The sequence below is a fragment of the Dactylosporangium darangshiense genome, assembly GCF_039537565.1.
Taxonomy (GTDB): domain Bacteria; phylum Actinomycetota; class Actinomycetes; order Mycobacteriales; family Micromonosporaceae; genus Dactylosporangium; species Dactylosporangium darangshiense.
In genome coordinates this window covers 486,938-502,317 of sequence record NZ_BAABAT010000004.1, presented here as the reverse complement: position 1 = coordinate 502,317, position 15,380 = coordinate 486,938, and the positions used below count along the sequence as shown (strand labels likewise).

The window sequence follows — 15,380 nt, the reverse complement described above, 5'->3', positions numbered from 1 at the left end:
TGAGCTTCAGACCGACAGTTTCACGGCTGGGGAACCGCGGTGATCAGGGACAGGAGGCCGGGCTCGTCCAGGAGGTCCGCGGGGCGGACGGTCTCGCCGCTGCGGACGTAGAAGAAGGCGGCGCCGACCTGGGCCAGGGGGATGCCACGCAGCTCCGCCCAGGCCAGGCGGTACGCGGCGAGCTGGACGGCGGCGGCGGTCGCGTCCACGCCCGCCGGACGGGCGCCGGTCTTCCAGTCGACGACGTCGTAGCGGCCGTCCGGGTAGCGGTACACGGCGTCCATGCGGCCGCGGACCACGACGCCGGCGATGACGGAGGCGAACGGGACCTCGACGTCCAGGGGTACCAGATCGGCCCAGACGCTTTCGAGGAAGCGGGCCTGCAGGTCGCTCAGGGCCGCGTCCGGCGCGGCGCCCTCGTCGGCGGCACCGGGCAGCTCGTCGAGGTCGAGCAGGCGTTCGGCCCGGAAGCGCTGCTCCAACCAGTGGTGGAAGGCGGTGCCGCGACGGGCGTACGGGTCGGGGCGCGACGGCAGCGGGCGGCGCAGAGAGCGGGCCAGGCGCTGCGGGTCGCGGCGCAGGGCGACGAGCTGGGAGACCGAGAGGTGGCCGGGCAGGGAGACGTCGACGGCGGCGTCGGGGCGCGGTGCCAGGCGGGCCCGCTCGGCGAGCAGCAGCTCCGTCTCCTGCGACCAGCGCTGGGCCAGCGGATCCGCCACGTCGGCGATCTCGGGCGCGGCGGAGCGGACCAGGGCCGCGGCCGCCTCGAGCAGGGGGCGGCGCGGGCCGAGCGGGTCGGCCGGCCAGCTCGCGCTGGGCACGTCCGCGGCGGTCGGGTTCTGCGCGTCGGCCTCGGGCTTGGGGGCCCACGCGTCCACGGCGCCGGCGCCGGACAGGCAGCGCTCGCGGATCTCCTCCAGGAACACCGACGGGCCGCGGGCGCGCTTGACGCCCTCGCCCCACCAGTACCCGCTGGCCAGCAGCAGGCGGCGCGGGCGGGTCACGGCGACGTAGGCAAGGCGCCGCTCCTCGCGGATGTCGTGCTCGCGCCAGTCGCGGCTGAACGTCTCGAGCGCGCCGACCACGCCCTTGACGTCGGCGACCGTGGACAGGTCGAGGGCCGGCAGGCCGGCGTGGTCGCCGCGCAGCGGGAAGGGCAGCACGCCGAGGCCGCGCAGCCAGTGGTCGCCGGCGTTGCTCGGGCCGGGGAAGACCTCGGCGCACAGGCCGGCCACGGCCACGACGTCCCACTCGAGGCCCTTGGCCGCGTGCGCGGTCAGGATCTGCACGGCGCCCTCGACGACCTCGACCTCTCCGGGTGCCAGGCCGCGTTCCTCGTTCTCGGCGGCGGCCAGGAAGGCCAGGAACGCGCTCTGTGTCGCGCCCTCGGACTCGGCGGCGAAGCGGGCGGCGATGTTGCTGAACGCGTCGAGGTGCCCGCGGGCCAGGCCCGCGTCGCCCGCCCGGGCGGCGACCTCGACGTCGAGGCCGGTAACCCGCTCGATGTCGGCGACGAGGTCGGGCAGCGGCTGGTCGAGACGGCGGCGCAGGGAACGCAGCTCGCCGCCGAGGCGGGCGAAGCGGCGGTGGCCCTCCTCGGAGTACAGCGCCGGGTCGCCGAGGTCGTCGAGCGCCTCGACGAGTACCGCCTCATCGAGACGATCGGCCAGCTCGGGCTCGGCGGCGGCGTCGCCGTGCCGGCGGGCGGCGGCGAGCGAGCGCGCCCGGCGGTAGAGGGCGACGAGGTCGCGCGGGCCGATGCGCCACCGCGGGCCGGTCAGGATGCGCAGCAGCGCGGCGCCCTCGGCCGGGTCGGCGAGCACCCGCATGATGCTGACGACGTCGCGTACCTCGGGCGTGTCCAGCAACCCGCCGAGGCCCACCACCTCGACCGGCAGGCCGCGCGAGCGCAGCGCGTTCTCCAGCGCCGGGATCTGGGCGCGGGTGCGCACCAGGATCGCCGTCGAGGGGCGGTCCTCGACCGGGATGTCGTAGGGGAACGTGTCCGGGTCGACCTTCGCCGCCAGCCGCCACGAGGCGAGGACGCGGTCGGCGACCCAGGCGGCCTCCTCGGTGTAGGTGTCCAGCAGCGCGCAGTGCACGGTCGCGGTCGAGGCGGGCTCGGCGAGCACGTCGGCCGGCGCGAGCTCCTCGACGCGGGCGCCGGCGGAGCGCAGCGGCAGCGAGAGGGCGTTGGCGACGTCGAGGATCTCGGGGCGGTTGCGCCAGCTCGTGGTCAGCGACAGCACGGGCGCGGCGCCGCCGGGCGCGGGCGGGAACTCGGCCGGGAAGCGCTCCAGGGTGCCCGCAGAGGCGCCGCGCCAGCCGTAGATCGACTGGCAGGGGTCGCCGACCGCGGTCACCGGGTGCCCGTCGCCGAACAGGGCGCGCAGCAGCACGACCTGGGCGTGCGAGGTGTCTTGGTACTCGTCGAGCAGCACGACCTGGTAGCGGTCCCGCTCGACCTGCCCGACCTCGGCGTGCGCCACGGCGACGCCGGCCGCGCGGGAGAGCTGGTCGCCGAAGTCCATGGCCTCCAGCAGCGCTTTTTTCTCGGTGTACTGCCGGATGAGCGGCAGCAGCTGCAGGCGCGCCTGTTGGCGGGAGAGCACGTCGCGCACCGGCTTGGCCATCTTGCCGGTCTTCGAGCCGACCTCGGCGAAGAACCGGCCGGTCCAGGCGGCCACGTCCGCCGGCTCGCGCAGGTGCTCGGCGAGGTCGCCGGCCAGGTGCAGCACGGCGTCGACGACCGTCGAGGGCGCCGAGGACACGGCGGTCATGTCCCCGTCGTACGCGCGCACGACCGCGTCGGCGAGCTGCCAGCACGCGGCCTCGGTGAGCAGCCGGGTCGACGGCTCGAAGCCGGCGCGCACCCCGTGCTCGCGCACCACCCGGGCGGCGTAGGAGTGGTAGGTGGCCACGGACGGCTCGCCGGCGATCAGGTCGTCGCGGCCGAGGCGGCGCACGAGCTGGCCCAGCCGCTGCCGGATGCGGTGGGACAGCTCGCCGGCGGCCTTGCGGGTGAAGGTCAGGCCGAGGACCTGCTCGGGGCGCACGTGTCCGTTGGCGACGAGCCACACGACGCGGGCGGCCATGGTTTCGGTCTTGCCCGACCCGGCGCCGGCGACGACGAGCAGCGGCCCGACCGGCGCCTCGATGACGTTCGCCTGCTGCCGTGTCGGCGCCGGCAGCTTCAGCAGCCGGGCGAGCTCGACCGGCGTGTACCGCGGTGCGTTCATGTCACGTGCCGGCCCTTGCCAGACACCGGGCACGAGGTCTTCACCGGGCAGACCCGGCACTTGTTGTTGACCACGGCGTTGAACGTGGAGGCGGCCATGGTGCGGGCCGTGCGCTGCACGAGGGCGCGGGCCCAGTTCGGGTCGTCGGCCTCGGCCAACGGCGGCTGCACCTGTTCCCGGGCGGCGTTGGTTTCTCCGCCCAGTTGTACCAAGGAGGCTCCGCCCGGCACCGTGGACTCCTCGAACGCGCCGAGCTCGATCGCGGCCTGGTAGGCGGCCAGCTGCGGGTGCTCGGCCAGGTTGGCGTTGGCCGGGATGCTCTTGCCGGTCTTGAGGTCGACGACCACGAGCCGGCCGTGCTCGTCCAGCTCGAGCCGGTCGACCCGGCCCTTGATCTCCACCGGCGCGTCGGGGTCGGCAAGCTCGACGAGGAAGTCCTGCTCGATCGCGACGAGCCGGCGCGGGTTGCCGGCGAGCCAGCCGATGAGCTTGTCGAGCATCGTCTCGGCGCGGTCGCGCTCGCGGCCGGCGAGCCAGCGCGCGGAGAGCTCGATGGCGTCGAAGCGGTCGGCGACGTACGCCACCAGCTGCGCCCGGTCCGCGCTCGCGTCCGCGGCCAGCATCGCCGCGGCGTGCACCAGGTTGCCGATGGACTGCTCGGGCGACGGGGTGAGCGCGCCGCCGTGCCGCTCCAGCAGCCACCGCAGGCTGCACCGGTCGACGCTCTCCACGGTCGACGGCGTGACCTGCACCGGCTCGCCCACGTCGGCCAGCGGCCGGTCGTCGGACAGCGCCGGCAGCCCCCACCAGCTGTCCGGGTCGGCGCCGGGCACCCCCTCGGCGGCGAGGCGGGCCAGCATGCCGGCGGCCGCGGCGCGGCGGTCCTCGGGCGCGTCCGGGTCGACCAGCGCCATGCGCAGCTCGGCGACGAGCGTCGGCAGCGTCAGCGGGCGGGGCGGGGAGAACGCGAGCTGATCCTGGTCCTCCTCGACGGACAGCTCGGTGAGGAACCGGCTCGGCTGCTCCTCACCGTCGCCGGACGCCACCGCCGTGACCAGCACCTGCTCCCGGGCCCGGGAGATCGCGACGTAGAACAGCCGCCGCTCCTCGTCCAGCAGCGCCGAGAGCCGGCCGATGGTCTCCATCGTGCGCCCGGCCAGCACCTCGACGAGCAGCTCGGAGCCGAGCACGCTGCCGCGCAGGCGCAGGTCGGGCCAGACGCCCTCCTGCACACCGGCGACGGCCACGACGTCCCACTCCAGCCCCTTCGCGGCGTGCGCGGTGAGGATGCGCACCGCGTCGCCCCGGTCCGCCGAAGGGGCCAGGTTGTCGGCCGGCAGGTCCTGGCCCTCGACGTGGTCGAGGAAGATGTCGGCGCCGGCGCCCGGCAGCCGGTCGGTGAAGCGTGCCGCGGCGTCGAAGAGCGAGACGACCGCATCGAGGTCACGGTCGGCGGCCGCGCCGCGGTGCCCGCCGCGGGCGCTCAGCGCCGACCAGCGCTCGGCCAGGCCGCTGGCGTGCCACACCGCCCACAGGACCTCCTCGGCGGTCGCGCCGGGCCGGCTCGCCGCGTCGCGCGCCTGCTGCAGCAGGCCGGCCACCGCCCGGGCGGGCGCGGCCCAGCGCCGCTCGATCATCGCCAGCTCCGCCGGGTCGCGCAGCGCGGCGAGCAGCAGCACGCCCGAGTGCCGCCGGTCCCCCGCGGCCAGCGCCAGCGCCCGCAGCCCCTGCCGCAGCCGCCGCTCGGCGAGCGGGTCCGCGCCGCCCAGCGGCGAGTGCAGCAGGGCGACCGCCGCGTCCTCGTCCAGGCGCGCGTCGTCGAGCGCGCACCGCAGGAGCAGCAGCAGCGGTGCGATCGCCGGCTGGAGGTGCAGCGGCAGGTCCTCGGCCTCGGTCATCGTCGGCACGCCGGCCGAGTGCAGCGCCCGCCGCAGCGGCGCCAGCTGCCGCGCGGTCGAGCGCACGACGACCGCCATCCGCGCCCACGGAATGTTCCTGAGCAGGTGCGCCTCGCGCAGGCGGTGCGCGATGAACGCCGCCTCCGACGTCTCCGACGCGAACGTCCGCGTCTCGACGGTCCCCCCGCCCCGCGACGGCTTCATCAGCAACCGATGCCGCGAAGGGCCGCGCAGCCGCACCGCGACCCGCCCGATCGGGGCCAGCAGCCCCTCGCCGAGCCGCCGCGAATGCGGCAGTGTCACGTGTACCGCACCAGGAAAATGCAGCGCGAAGTCCCCGACGATCGCCGGGTCCGCGCCGCGGAAGGCGAACGTCGAGGAGTCCGGGTCGGCAAAGGCCACCAGGTGCTTGCCGTGGCCGGCGACCAGCTCCAGCAGCTCGACCTGCGCGGGGTCGGTGTCGGGCAGCTCGTCGACGTACACGTACGCCAGTCGCCGCCGCTCCCGCTCGAGCAGCTCCGGCTCGTCGGCCAGCAGCCCCGCCGCCGCCCGGACCAGTTCGGCGTAGTCGTACGCGACGGAGCCGCGCCCGGTGGCGTCGCGCAACGCGAGCACCTGGAGGTACTCCCGGAAGAAATCGGCAGCGGCGGCCCAGTCGGCGCGGCGGTGCACCCGGGCGAGCTCGGCGAGCCCGGCCGGCCCGACGCCGCGTTCGACGGCCCGCAGCAGCAGGTCGCGCAGCTCGGTGGCGAACGCACGGGTGTTGAGCGCGCTGCGCAGCGACTCCGGCCACGGCGCGCCCGACTCGGCGAGCAGCTCGCGGATGACCAGGTCCTGCTCGGGGCCGGTCAGCAGCCGGGGCGAGGCCTCGCCGCGCTCGACGGCGGCGCGGCGCAGCAGGCCGAACGCGTACCCGTGGAAGGTCCGCACCATCGGCTCGGCCGTGGTCCGCACGTCGCCGGCCCGCCCGAGCCGCGCCTCGATGCGGTCGCGCAGCCGGACCGCGCCCCGCCGGCCGAACGTCAGCACGAGGACGCCCTCCGGGTCGCCGCCCTCGGCGACCCGCGCGGCGACGGCCTCGACGAGCGTGCTGGTCTTGCCGGTGCCGGGGCCGCCGATGACGAGCAGCGGCCCGGCGGTGTGCTCGACGACCAGGCGCTGCCACGGGTCGGCGAAGACCGGGACGGCCGGGGCCGGGGCCCGGCGCACGAGCCGGTAGGCACGGCGCGGGCCCGCGGGGGAAGCAGTCGCGGTCACGCGGTTATGCAATCACGCGCCGCGCCGGATCCCACATTCGCCATTTCGGTTACGTCCGAATCAATGCCTCTTCCACCAGGTCGAGGGACTCCTGCACGTCCTTGGAGACGAGGATCATCGCCATCGCCTCGGGGCGGATGAACTCCTGCTTGGTCGCGCCGCGCAGCCACTCCAGCAGGCCGGAGTAGAAGCCGTCGGAGTCCAGCAGCAGGATCGGCTTGCGATGCAGGGAGAGCGTGGCCGTGGTCCAGACTTCGAAGAGCTCGTCGAGCGTGCCGAGGCCGCCGGGCAGCGTGATGAACGCGTCGGCCCGGTCGATGAGCAGCGTCTTGCGCGCCGCCATGCCGTCGGTGACGACCAGCTCGTCGGCCTTGACGTCGGCGACCTCCAGGTCGACCAGCGACTGTGGTATCACGCCCAGGGTCCGCGCGCCGCCCTCGCGAGCGCCGTCGGCCACCGCGCCCATCATGCCGACGCAGCCGCCGCCGGAGACGAGCTCGTGCCCCCGCCGGCCGATCTCGACGCCCAGGTCGTGCGCGAGGTCGAGCCACCGGCCCTCGAGCCGCTGCGAGGAGGCGCAGAACACACCGATCGCCGCCACGTCAGCTCCCCCCGCCCAGCTTGTCGTCGTCCAGGTGCTCGCCCGCCTCACGGATGTGTGCCACGGCCGCGTCGACGTCGTCGGTGAGGTACAACAGCTGCAGGTCCTCGGGGCCGATCTTGCCGTCGGGCAGCATGGTGTCCTGGATCCACTCGATGAGCCCCTGCCAGTAGGCGGTGCCCATCAGCACGACCGGGAAGCGCGTGACCTTGCGCGTCTGCACCAGCGTCACGGCCTCGAACAGCTCGTCGAGCGTGCCGAAGCCGCCGGGCAGCACGACGAACGCCTGGGCGTACTTGACGAACATGGTCTTGCGGGCGAAGAAGTACCGGAAGTCGATGCCGATGTCGACCCAGTCGTTGAGGCCCTGCTCGAACGGCAGCTCGATGCCCAGCCCGATGGAGAGCCCGCCGGCCTCGGCGACGCCCTTGTTCGCCGCCTCCATGACACCTGGCCCGCCGCCGGTGATCACCGCGTAGCCCGCCCGCGCGAGCGCGCCGCCCAACTCCTCGCCCATGCGCCACTCTTTGCTGTCGGGCTTGCTGCGCGCCGAGCCGAACACGCTCACCGCGGGCGGCAGGTCGGCGAGCGTGTCGAAGCCCTCGACGAACTCGCTGAGAATGCGCAGCGCACGCCACGCGTCCTTGGTCTTCCACTCGTGGCGCAGGTGCGAGTCGAGCAGCCGCTGGTCGGCGGTGCTCGGCGGGATCGCATCGCGTCGCAGGGTCACCATTCCGCGATGCCGCTCCTGCGGCCGGCTGCGTTTGGGCTCGCTCATGCCCGTTACGGTACGTCGATCACGCCGGATCGGGGCCCACCGACCCGGCGATGTCGTGGTCCAATACGGCCATGGTGCGACGGGCCTGGCTGGTGCTGACGCTGGCGTCTGCGTTGGTGCTGAGTGCCGTTGTCGTTTGGTACAGCACGAATTCGTCCGCGGTTCTGACCGCCGCATCGCCGTCCCCGTCGGTCGTCGAGACCCCTTCGCCGTCGCCGTCCGCTGCTCCCTCCGCCTCCCCTTCCGTCTCCCTGTCCCCGACGCCGACCGGCCCGCCCAGCGTCCCCGCGCGGGGCAACGGCCGCTTCGACTACGCGACGACGGGCGGCGACCGCGTCGGCGCCTCCGGCCACCTCGTCCATTACGTCGTGGCGACCGAGCAGGGCTCCGGCGTCGATCCGGAGGTGTTTGCCGCAGCGGTACAGCAGACCCTCGGCGACCCGCACAGCTGGATCGCCGGCGGCCGCTTCTCGTTCCAGCGGGTCCCCGCCGGCGCTCCCAGCGAGCTCACCGTCCACCTGGCCACGCCTTCCACCACCGACTCCATGTGCGCCAAGCGCGGCGTGCGCACGCGGGGCGAGGTCTCCTGCCGCGGCGGCCGGGACGTCATCATCAACCTGAAGCGCTGGCTGCTGGCCGTGGCCTGGTATCCGAGCGTCGCGGAGTACCGCAACATGGTCGTCAACCACGAGGTCGGCCACTTCCTGGGCAACGGCCACTCGATCTGCCCGCGCAAGGGCGCCCTCGCCCCGGTGATGTCGCGTCAGTCCCTCGGCCTGGACGGCTGCGTCGCCAACGCCTGGCCCTACCCGGACGGCCAGCACTTCGTGACCGGTCCGCCGGCGCCGCGCTGATCGATCCACCAAGAAAAGCTGATCGGTCCACCAAGAAAACGGGTGCGGACGGCAACGTTCGGCCCTACCGTCGCGTCCTACTCGATATACCGGTTGGCGGGACATGGGGGTGTGACCGGGATGACACGATCGGAGCAGGACCGCCAGAAGCGGCAGATGAACCGGCGGATTCGCGAGGTGCTCGCGGTCCGCCGCATGATGCACCAGCTCGCCCCGCCCGTCGCCGAGGAGCCGGCCCCCGACTCGATCTGAGCGGGAAGCCACCACCCGAGCGCGTCAGGAGCCGCGCAGCCAGCGGCGCATCACCTCGGCGCCCTCGACGATCTTCGCGAGCTCGACGTGTTCGTCCTGCTTGTGGGCCAGGTTCGGGTCGCCGGGGCCGAAGTTGAGGCCCGGGACGCCCAGCACCGCGAACCGAGCCACATCCGTCCAGCCCAGCTTCGCCCGCGGCGGGCGGCCGGTCGCGGCCAGCAGCTCCTGGGCCGCCGGCGCGTCCAGGCCGGGCAGCGCGCCGGGAGCCGAGTCGACGAACTCGATGTCGAAGCCGTCGAAGACCTCGCGCACGTGGGCTTCGGCCGCGGCCTCGTCACGGTCCGGTGCGAAGCGGAAGTTGATCTCGACCACGCACTCGTCGGGGATGACGTTGCCGGCCACGCCGCCGGTGATGCGCACCGCGTTGAGGCCCTCGTGGTACTCGCAGCCGTCGATGGTGACGATGCGTTCGCGGTACCGCTGCAGGCGCTCCAGGATCGGGGCGGCCTTGTGGATCGCGTTCTCGCCGAGCCACGAGCGGGCCGAGTGCGCGCGCTTGCCGCTGGTGCGCACCATCACGCGCTGCGTTCCCTGGCATCCGCCCTCGATCAGGCCGTGGGTCGGCTCCAGGAGTACCGCAAAGGATGCATCGGTCAGCAGGTGCGGGCTGCGGTCGGCGAGGATCTTGAGGCCGTTGCGCGCCGAGTCGACCTCTTCGCAGTCGTAGAACACGTAGGTGACGTCGTGGCGCGGGGCGGGCTCGGTGACAGCCAGGTGCAGGGCGATCGCCGTGCCGGCCTTCATGTCGGCCGTCCCGCAGCCCCACATGAGCCCGTCCTCGGTGCGCGACGGGAAGTTGTCGTGCAGCGGCACCGTGTCGAGGTGGCCGGCCAGCACGACGCGCTGCGGCCGGTCGAGCTCGGTCCGCGCCACGATCGTGTGCCCGAAGCGCTCCACCTTGAGCTCGGTGGCGGAGAGGGCCTCCTCGACCCGGTCGGCGATCTCGGCCTCGTTGCCGGAGACGGACTCGATGTCGACCAGCGCGCGGGTCAGGGCGACGGGATCGGCGAGGACTTCACGGGTGAGCATGGCTTCGACATTAGATGGGGTAGCGTTCGCTCACGTGACGACCGCCTACATCGACTCCCCCGCGTGGGGCCTGGGCCTGGCCACCGTTGCCCCCACCGGCCAGGTGCTCGACGTCTGGTTCCCCACCGGCAGCCTCGGCCTCGGCGCGATCCCCGCCGACCTTACGGATCTTTCGGACATTTCCGACAAGTCCGAGCCGGTCCGGGTGGAGATCCAGTCGCTCGGCGACGCGCCGACGAGCACGGCCGACGTGTACCTGCGCCTGCACCTGCTCTCCCACCGGCTGATCCGGCCGCACCAGGCCAACCTCGACGGGCAGTTCGGCCTGCTGGCCAACGTCGCCTGGACCTCGGCCGGCCCGTGCCTGCCCGAGCAGGTCGACGAGCTGCGCCTGCGCGAGCGGCGCGCCGGGCGCCGGCTGAACGTGTTCGGCATCGACAAGTTCCCGCGGATGGTGGACTACGTGACGCCGTCGGGCGTGCGCATCGCCGACGCCGACCGGGTGCGCCTCGGCGCCCACCTGGCACCGGGCACCACGGTCATGCACGAGGGCTTCGTCAACTTCAACGCCGGCACGCTGGGCACCTCGATGGTCGAGGGCCGCATCTCGGCCGGCGTCGTGGTCGGCGACGGCACCGACGTGGGCGGCGGCTCGTCGATCATGGGCACGCTGTCGGGCGGCGGCAAGGAGACGATCAGCCTCGGCGAGCGCTGCCTGCTCGGCGCGAACGCGGGCATCGGCATCTCGCTCGGCGACGACTGCGTGGTCGAGGCCGGCTGCTACATCACCGCGGGCTCGAAGCTCACCCTGCCCGACGGCCGCGTGGTCAAGGCCCGCGAGCTGTCCGGCCTGAACAACCTGCTCTTCATCCGCAACTCGGTGACGGGCCGCCTCGAGGTGCGCGAGCGCCAGGGCCGCGGCATCGAGCTCAACGCGGCGCTGCACGCGAACTGAGCGCGCGAAGGGCCCCGGCCGCCGGCCGGGGCCCTTTTGCTGTGAGCTAGAGGCGGGTTGCTGTGAGCTAGAGGCGGGACGCCGCCGACTCGACGCGCTCGTCCGTCGCGGTCAGCGCCACCCGGACGTGCCGCTCGCCGGCCGGGCCGTAGAAGGCGCCCGGCGCGGCCAGGATGCCCCGCTCGGCCAGCCAGTCGAGCGTCGACCAGGAGTCCTCGCCGCGGGTGAGCCAGAGGTACAGACCGGCCTCGGAATGCTCGACGGTGAACCCGGCGCGCTCGAAGGCACCGCGCAGGATCTGCCGCCGCCGGGCGTAGCGCTCGCGCTGCTCGTCGACGTGCCCCTCATCGCCGAGGGCCGCGACCATCGCCGCCTGCACCGGGCCGGGCACGATCATGCCGGAGTGCTTGCGCACCGCCAGGATCTCCTCGACGAGGGCCGGGTCGCCGGCGAGGAAGCCCGCGCGGTACCCCGCGAGATTCGACCGCTTCGAGAGCGAATGCACGGCGAGCACGTTGTCGAACACACCGTCGCACACGGACAGGATCGACACCGGCGCCGCCTCCCAGGGCAGCGGGAGATAGCACTCGTCGCTGACCACGATCGCGCCGCGCTCGCGCGCCCACTGCACGACCTTGCGCAGGTGCGCCTCGGGCAGCACCCGGCCGGTCGGGTTGGACGGCGAGTTGACCCAGACCATGCCGACCCGGCTCGGCCCGAGCGCAGTGAGCGAGTCCGCGCGCACGACGGTCGCACCGGCCAGCTGCACGCCGACCTCGTACGTCGGGTAGCACACCTGCGGGATCACCACCGTATCGCCGGGCCCGAACCCCAGCAGCGTCGGCAGCCAGGCGACCAGCTCCTTCGAGCCGATCGTCGGCAGCACGCCGAACGCGTCGGAGCCGGGGCTGCACCAGTGGTGCACCCACTCGCGGATCGCCTCGCGCAGGCGCGGGGTGCCGGCGGTCAGCGGATACCCCGGCGAGTCGGACGCCTCGGCCAGCGCAGCGCGGATCACCGCCGGCACCGGGTCGACCGGCGTGCCGATCGAGAGGTCGACCAGACCGGCCGGGTGCCGGGCCGCTGCCGCCTTGGCGGGCTCCAGCCGGTCCCACGGAAAGTCCGGTAGCCCGGCCGCCAGTGCGCGCCGGGCTCCTGCTGCGGAAACGGTGCCGGTCAGTGGTCGTGCTCCTGCGGCGGCAGGCCGGCGACGAACGCTGCGTCCTTCTCGACCTTGCCAACCTTCGAGGCGCCACCCGGCGAGCCCAGCTCGTCGAAGAACGTGTAGTTGGCGCCGACGAAGTCCTTCCACTTCTCCGGGACATCGTCCTCGTAGAAGATCGCCTCGACTGGGCAGACCGGCTCGCAGGCGCCGCAGTCCACGCATTCGTCGGGGTGGATGTAGAGCATGCGGTTGCCCTCGTAGATGCAGTCGACCGGGCATTCTTCGATGCATGCCTTGTCGAGCAGGTCCACGCAAGGTTCGGCGATGATGTAAGTCACGGGTCGCCCTCTTTCGCACCTGAGGCTGCCAACCTGAGCTGGCGAACCCCGCCGCATCCCTACCGCGGCGGTACGAGCCTAGTATCCAGGTTCACGGGAGGTCGATCGTGCTCGGGCCACAACACGTGGGACAGCGCGTCGTCGTGCGCCGATTCGTCGGGATGCGCGACGCACGACCCGTGTTTTCGGACATTCTGGGCCAGCTGCTCGAAGCGACCGAGACGCATCTCACAGTGCGTGCGCGCTCGGGCGCGGTCCGCGTTCCAATCCATGAGATCACCCGCGCCAAAACTGTACCCCCGCGCCGCCGTTTCACCCCAACCGAATCCCTCGAAGCCGCCGCCGCCAAGGGCTGGCCACCGGCGGAGCACGCGCAGCTCGGCGACTGGATCCTGCGCGCCACGGACGGCTGGACCCAGCGCGCCAACTCGGCCCTCGTCATCGGCGATCCCGACCTGCCGCTGCCCGACGCGATCGATTTCGTCCAGCAGTGGTACCGCCAACGCTCCCTCGTCCCCGCGATGAGCGTCCCCGTGCCCCTCTTCCAGCGCCTGGACGACGAGCTGGAGCGCCGCGGCTGGTTCGCCAACCCGGTCACCCAGGTGATGACCGCCCCGCTCACCCAGCTCCTGTTGACGCTCGCGCAGACACCGTGGACCTCCGCCGGCCGCATCGAGCTCGCCGAGGCACCGTCCGCGGAGTGGCTCGCGGCCGTGGGCGGCCGGAAGGGCCCGCTTCCCGCCAAGGCCGTGGGCGTGCTCACCCAGGTCCCGCACGTGCGCTTTGCCGAGTGGTACGCCGAGGACGGCGCCCTCATGGCCACCGCCCGCGGCTGCGTGGCCGACGACGACTCCCGCTGGCTGGGCCTGTCGCTCATCGGCGTCGACGAGCGGTACCGCCGCCAGGGCCTCGCGCAGCGCCTGATCGCCGCTTTGTGTGAATGGGCCGTATCGCTGGGCGCCCGCGACGCTTATCTGCAGGTGGAGCAGCGCAACACGCCGGCCGTGGCGCTGTACGAACGCCTGGGCTTCACCGTCCACCACGCCTACTCATCGCGCCGCCTGCTCGACTGAGCCCCGTTACCGCCGCACGATCTTGCGCGGTTTGGTCCCGCTGCGCTCGATGTACCGCTTCCACGACTGCGACCGATAATCGAGCCCGGTGGTCATCAATAGCAGCAGCCCGACCACGGCCCCGATCGCCGAGAGCCCGACAAAGTAGAAGAACTGCCGGAATACGAGCCCGACCCCGTTGCTGAACGGCCCGACCCCGGACACGAACGGCCCGATGAGCACGGCGAGCAGGCAGGCCACGACAACGGCCAGCCCGAGCTCCCCCACCACACGAATCATCTGCGTACGCCGCCCGTACCAGAACGCGACAGGAATCATCACCGCCCCGACCGCGAACAGCGCCCAGAGCCCGATGGTGATCTGCTTCCCGTCATCGCTGCCGGCCCCGAACCGCACCACGAGCCGCGCGATGACATTGACCAGAAACAGGCCCCCCGCAACAAGCCCGACAGGCAGCCACCGCTCTTTCATCGCACGCCTCCGTCAGCCAGTACCTGATCCGCCGACACCCTCACCCCGGCGCGGAAACGTGTCTACTCGTCCACACTGCGTGGCGCAACCCCCACCGCCTCGGAATTCCCTGAATCCCCAGCAACACGTCCCGCTTCGCCCGTCCGCGGACGTCTCCACCGCCGGATTCCCACACACCCAAATGCGATTTGGCACGGTCGCGACCCGCCCTCTTTCGGCGGACGCCGCCTCTCCCCGACGCCCAGTTCCCACTAGGTCCGATCGCTGCACCGCCCTCGACGGGCGCGACCCTCGGGCCGCTCGGGGGCTCGAGGCGCTCGGGGGCTCGGAGCGCTCGGGGGTTCGAGGCGCTCGTGCGGTCGGGGCGCTCGGAAGCTCATGCGCTCGGGGCTCGGGGGCTCCGGGGGCTCGGGGCACTCGAGACGCTCAGGGGGCTCAGGGCGCTCAGGGCTCGCGGGCTCGGGGCGCTCAAGACACTCGGGGGCGCTCGGGGCGCTCGGGGCTCTTCCAGCACGGAGCCCGCTGCGACCCGTACGGCCGGGCCGAGTGGGTCTATGCGCCGGCTGGTCTAGCGGGTCGGCCTTGATGCGGTCGGCGGGCCCGCGGCCGGACCGTTATGCGAGGCCGCGACGCGCTGGCGCAGGGTCGAGATGTAGATGCCGACCGCGAACGCCAGCGGCCCGGCGAACAGCGTCAGCAACCCCACCCAGTTGTTCTGGGTGATGACGAGGTCCCCTTCGGAGGTGCGCCCCGCCGCGACGAACCAGATGACGCACCAGACGGCGGCCGGCAGCAGAGCGGCGAGACGGCGCCGGGTCGTTGAGATGACGAACCAGACGAGCAGCGGGTTGGTGACGAGGGCCATGACGAGCGAGACCGGCACCCGCACGCCACCGATCCGCAGCGGCGAGTAGAACGCCTCGATGAGCGCCAGCACAGCCGCGAGCAACGTGCCGACGATCAGCCCGGTGACAACGATGAGGATGTCGACCTGCTTCTCGACCTCCGGCGACATCTGTTGGCGCCCGGTCTCACCGCCGACCGCCATGGACCCCTCGGGCCGAAGGGGCCCACCATCGGGCAACGCACCCGAAAGGTCCGACCGGTCGACTCCTTCGGCCGCAACAAACCCCTGCGAACCGCCCGAGCCCGCCGACCCGTCCGCCACCGACCCATCCGCCACCAAACCATCGGCCACGGACCCGCCTGGCCCGGCAATGCCCGACCCGGAGCCGCCCGGCCACGAGCCACGTGATCCCGAGCCGTTCGATGCTCGTGGGCCGCGCAGAGGCCTCGAACCACCCGGCGCCGCCGAGCCGCCGCCCCCGAAATCCGCGCCGGCCACGGAAGCCGGACGGCCGCCCGCCGACGTTGGGCCGACCTCGCGAGCCGGGCCGCTCGCCGAGCGCG

13 protein-coding genes are annotated in these 15,380 nt (G+C 73.1%); 4 read left to right on the top strand and 9 right to left on the bottom strand.

Annotated features, from left to right (window positions below; all coding sequences use genetic code 11):
* Nucleotides 1-20 precede the first annotated feature (20 nt).
* The 4 genes from ABD901_RS12175 to ABD901_RS12160 form a co-directional block, all read right to left on the bottom strand.
* A complete protein-coding gene (locus tag ABD901_RS12175; RefSeq protein ID WP_345124520.1) occupies nt 21-3,239 on the bottom strand; it encodes an ATP-dependent helicase in 3,219 nt (1,072 codons plus the stop codon).
* On the bottom strand, nt 3,236-6,346 hold the full coding sequence (locus ABD901_RS12170) for an ATP-dependent helicase (protein ID WP_345124615.1): 3,111 nt from the start codon (nt 6,344-6,346) through the stop codon (nt 3,236-3,238). Before ABD901_RS12170 ends, ABD901_RS12175 begins: the two co-directional genes overlap by 4 nt.
* Nucleotides 6,347-6,443: 97 nt before the next feature.
* Nucleotides 6,444-6,995, bottom strand: coding sequence for an LOG family protein (locus tag ABD901_RS12165; protein ID WP_345124518.1), 552 nt, complete (start codon nt 6,993-6,995; stop codon nt 6,444-6,446).
* Between the two features lies 1 nt (nt 6,996).
* Nucleotides 6,997-7,773 (bottom strand): LOG family protein, encoded by a 777-nt coding sequence (locus ABD901_RS12160; RefSeq protein WP_345124517.1) that lies wholly within the window; start codon nt 7,771-7,773, stop codon nt 6,997-6,999.
* A gap of 71 nt (nt 7,774-7,844) precedes the next feature.
* On the opposite strand from ABD901_RS12160, the gene ABD901_RS12155 reads away from it, so the two are divergent.
* Nucleotides 7,845-8,627: a DUF3152 domain-containing protein gene (locus ABD901_RS12155; protein ID WP_345124516.1), complete on the top strand. Its 783-nt coding sequence runs from the start codon at nt 7,845-7,847 to the stop codon at nt 8,625-8,627.
* 120 nt (nt 8,628-8,747) lie between these two features.
* Entirely contained in the window at nt 8,748-8,879 is a 132-nt protein-coding gene (locus ABD901_RS12150; RefSeq protein WP_345124514.1) for a hypothetical protein, read from the top strand.
* Between the two features lie 24 nt (nt 8,880-8,903).
* Here ABD901_RS12150 and dapE read toward each other — a convergent pair whose 3' ends face one another.
* The gene (gene dapE / locus ABD901_RS12145; protein ID WP_345124512.1) at nt 8,904-9,968 is read right to left on the bottom strand and encodes a succinyl-diaminopimelate desuccinylase; all 1,065 of its coding nucleotides are present in this window, start codon (nt 9,966-9,968) and stop codon (nt 8,904-8,906) included.
* Between the two features lie 34 nt (nt 9,969-10,002).
* Between dapE and dapD the strand changes: the two genes are divergently transcribed.
* Nucleotides 10,003-10,923, top strand: a complete 921-nt coding sequence (gene dapD, locus ABD901_RS12140; protein ID WP_345124510.1) for a 2,3,4,5-tetrahydropyridine-2,6-dicarboxylate N-succinyltransferase — start codon at nt 10,003-10,005, stop codon at nt 10,921-10,923.
* A 67-nt stretch (nt 10,924-10,990) separates the two neighbouring features.
* Here dapD and dapC read toward each other — a convergent pair whose 3' ends face one another.
* Nucleotides 10,991-12,103 carry a succinyldiaminopimelate transaminase gene (gene dapC, locus ABD901_RS12135; RefSeq protein ID WP_425556686.1) on the bottom strand — a complete coding sequence of 371 codons (1,113 nt, stop codon included), beginning with the start codon at nt 12,101-12,103 and terminating at the stop codon, nt 10,991-10,993.
* A complete protein-coding gene (fdxA, locus tag ABD901_RS12130) occupies nt 12,100-12,426 on the bottom strand; it encodes a ferredoxin (RefSeq protein ID WP_345124508.1) in 327 nt (108 codons plus the stop codon). Before fdxA ends, dapC begins: the two co-directional genes overlap by 4 nt.
* 107 nt (nt 12,427-12,533) lie before the next feature.
* On the opposite strand from fdxA, the gene ABD901_RS12125 reads away from it, so the two are divergent.
* Nucleotides 12,534-13,499, top strand: a complete 966-nt coding sequence (locus tag ABD901_RS12125) for a GNAT family N-acetyltransferase (protein ID WP_345124506.1) — start codon at nt 12,534-12,536, stop codon at nt 13,497-13,499.
* 6 nt (nt 13,500-13,505) lie between these two features.
* Here the strand turns inward: ABD901_RS12125 and ABD901_RS12120 are convergent, their stop codons facing one another.
* Together ABD901_RS12120 and ABD901_RS12115 are read right to left on the bottom strand one after the other, a co-directional pair.
* Nucleotides 13,506-13,970 (bottom strand): hypothetical protein, encoded by a 465-nt coding sequence (locus ABD901_RS12120; protein ID WP_345124504.1) that lies wholly within the window; start codon nt 13,968-13,970, stop codon nt 13,506-13,508.
* Nucleotides 13,971-14,538: 568 nt separating this feature from the next.
* Complete coding sequence (locus ABD901_RS12115; RefSeq protein WP_345124502.1) at nt 14,539-15,018, bottom strand: hypothetical protein; 480 nt, start codon at nt 15,016-15,018, stop codon at nt 14,539-14,541.
* Nucleotides 15,019-15,380: the final 362 nt, after the last annotated feature.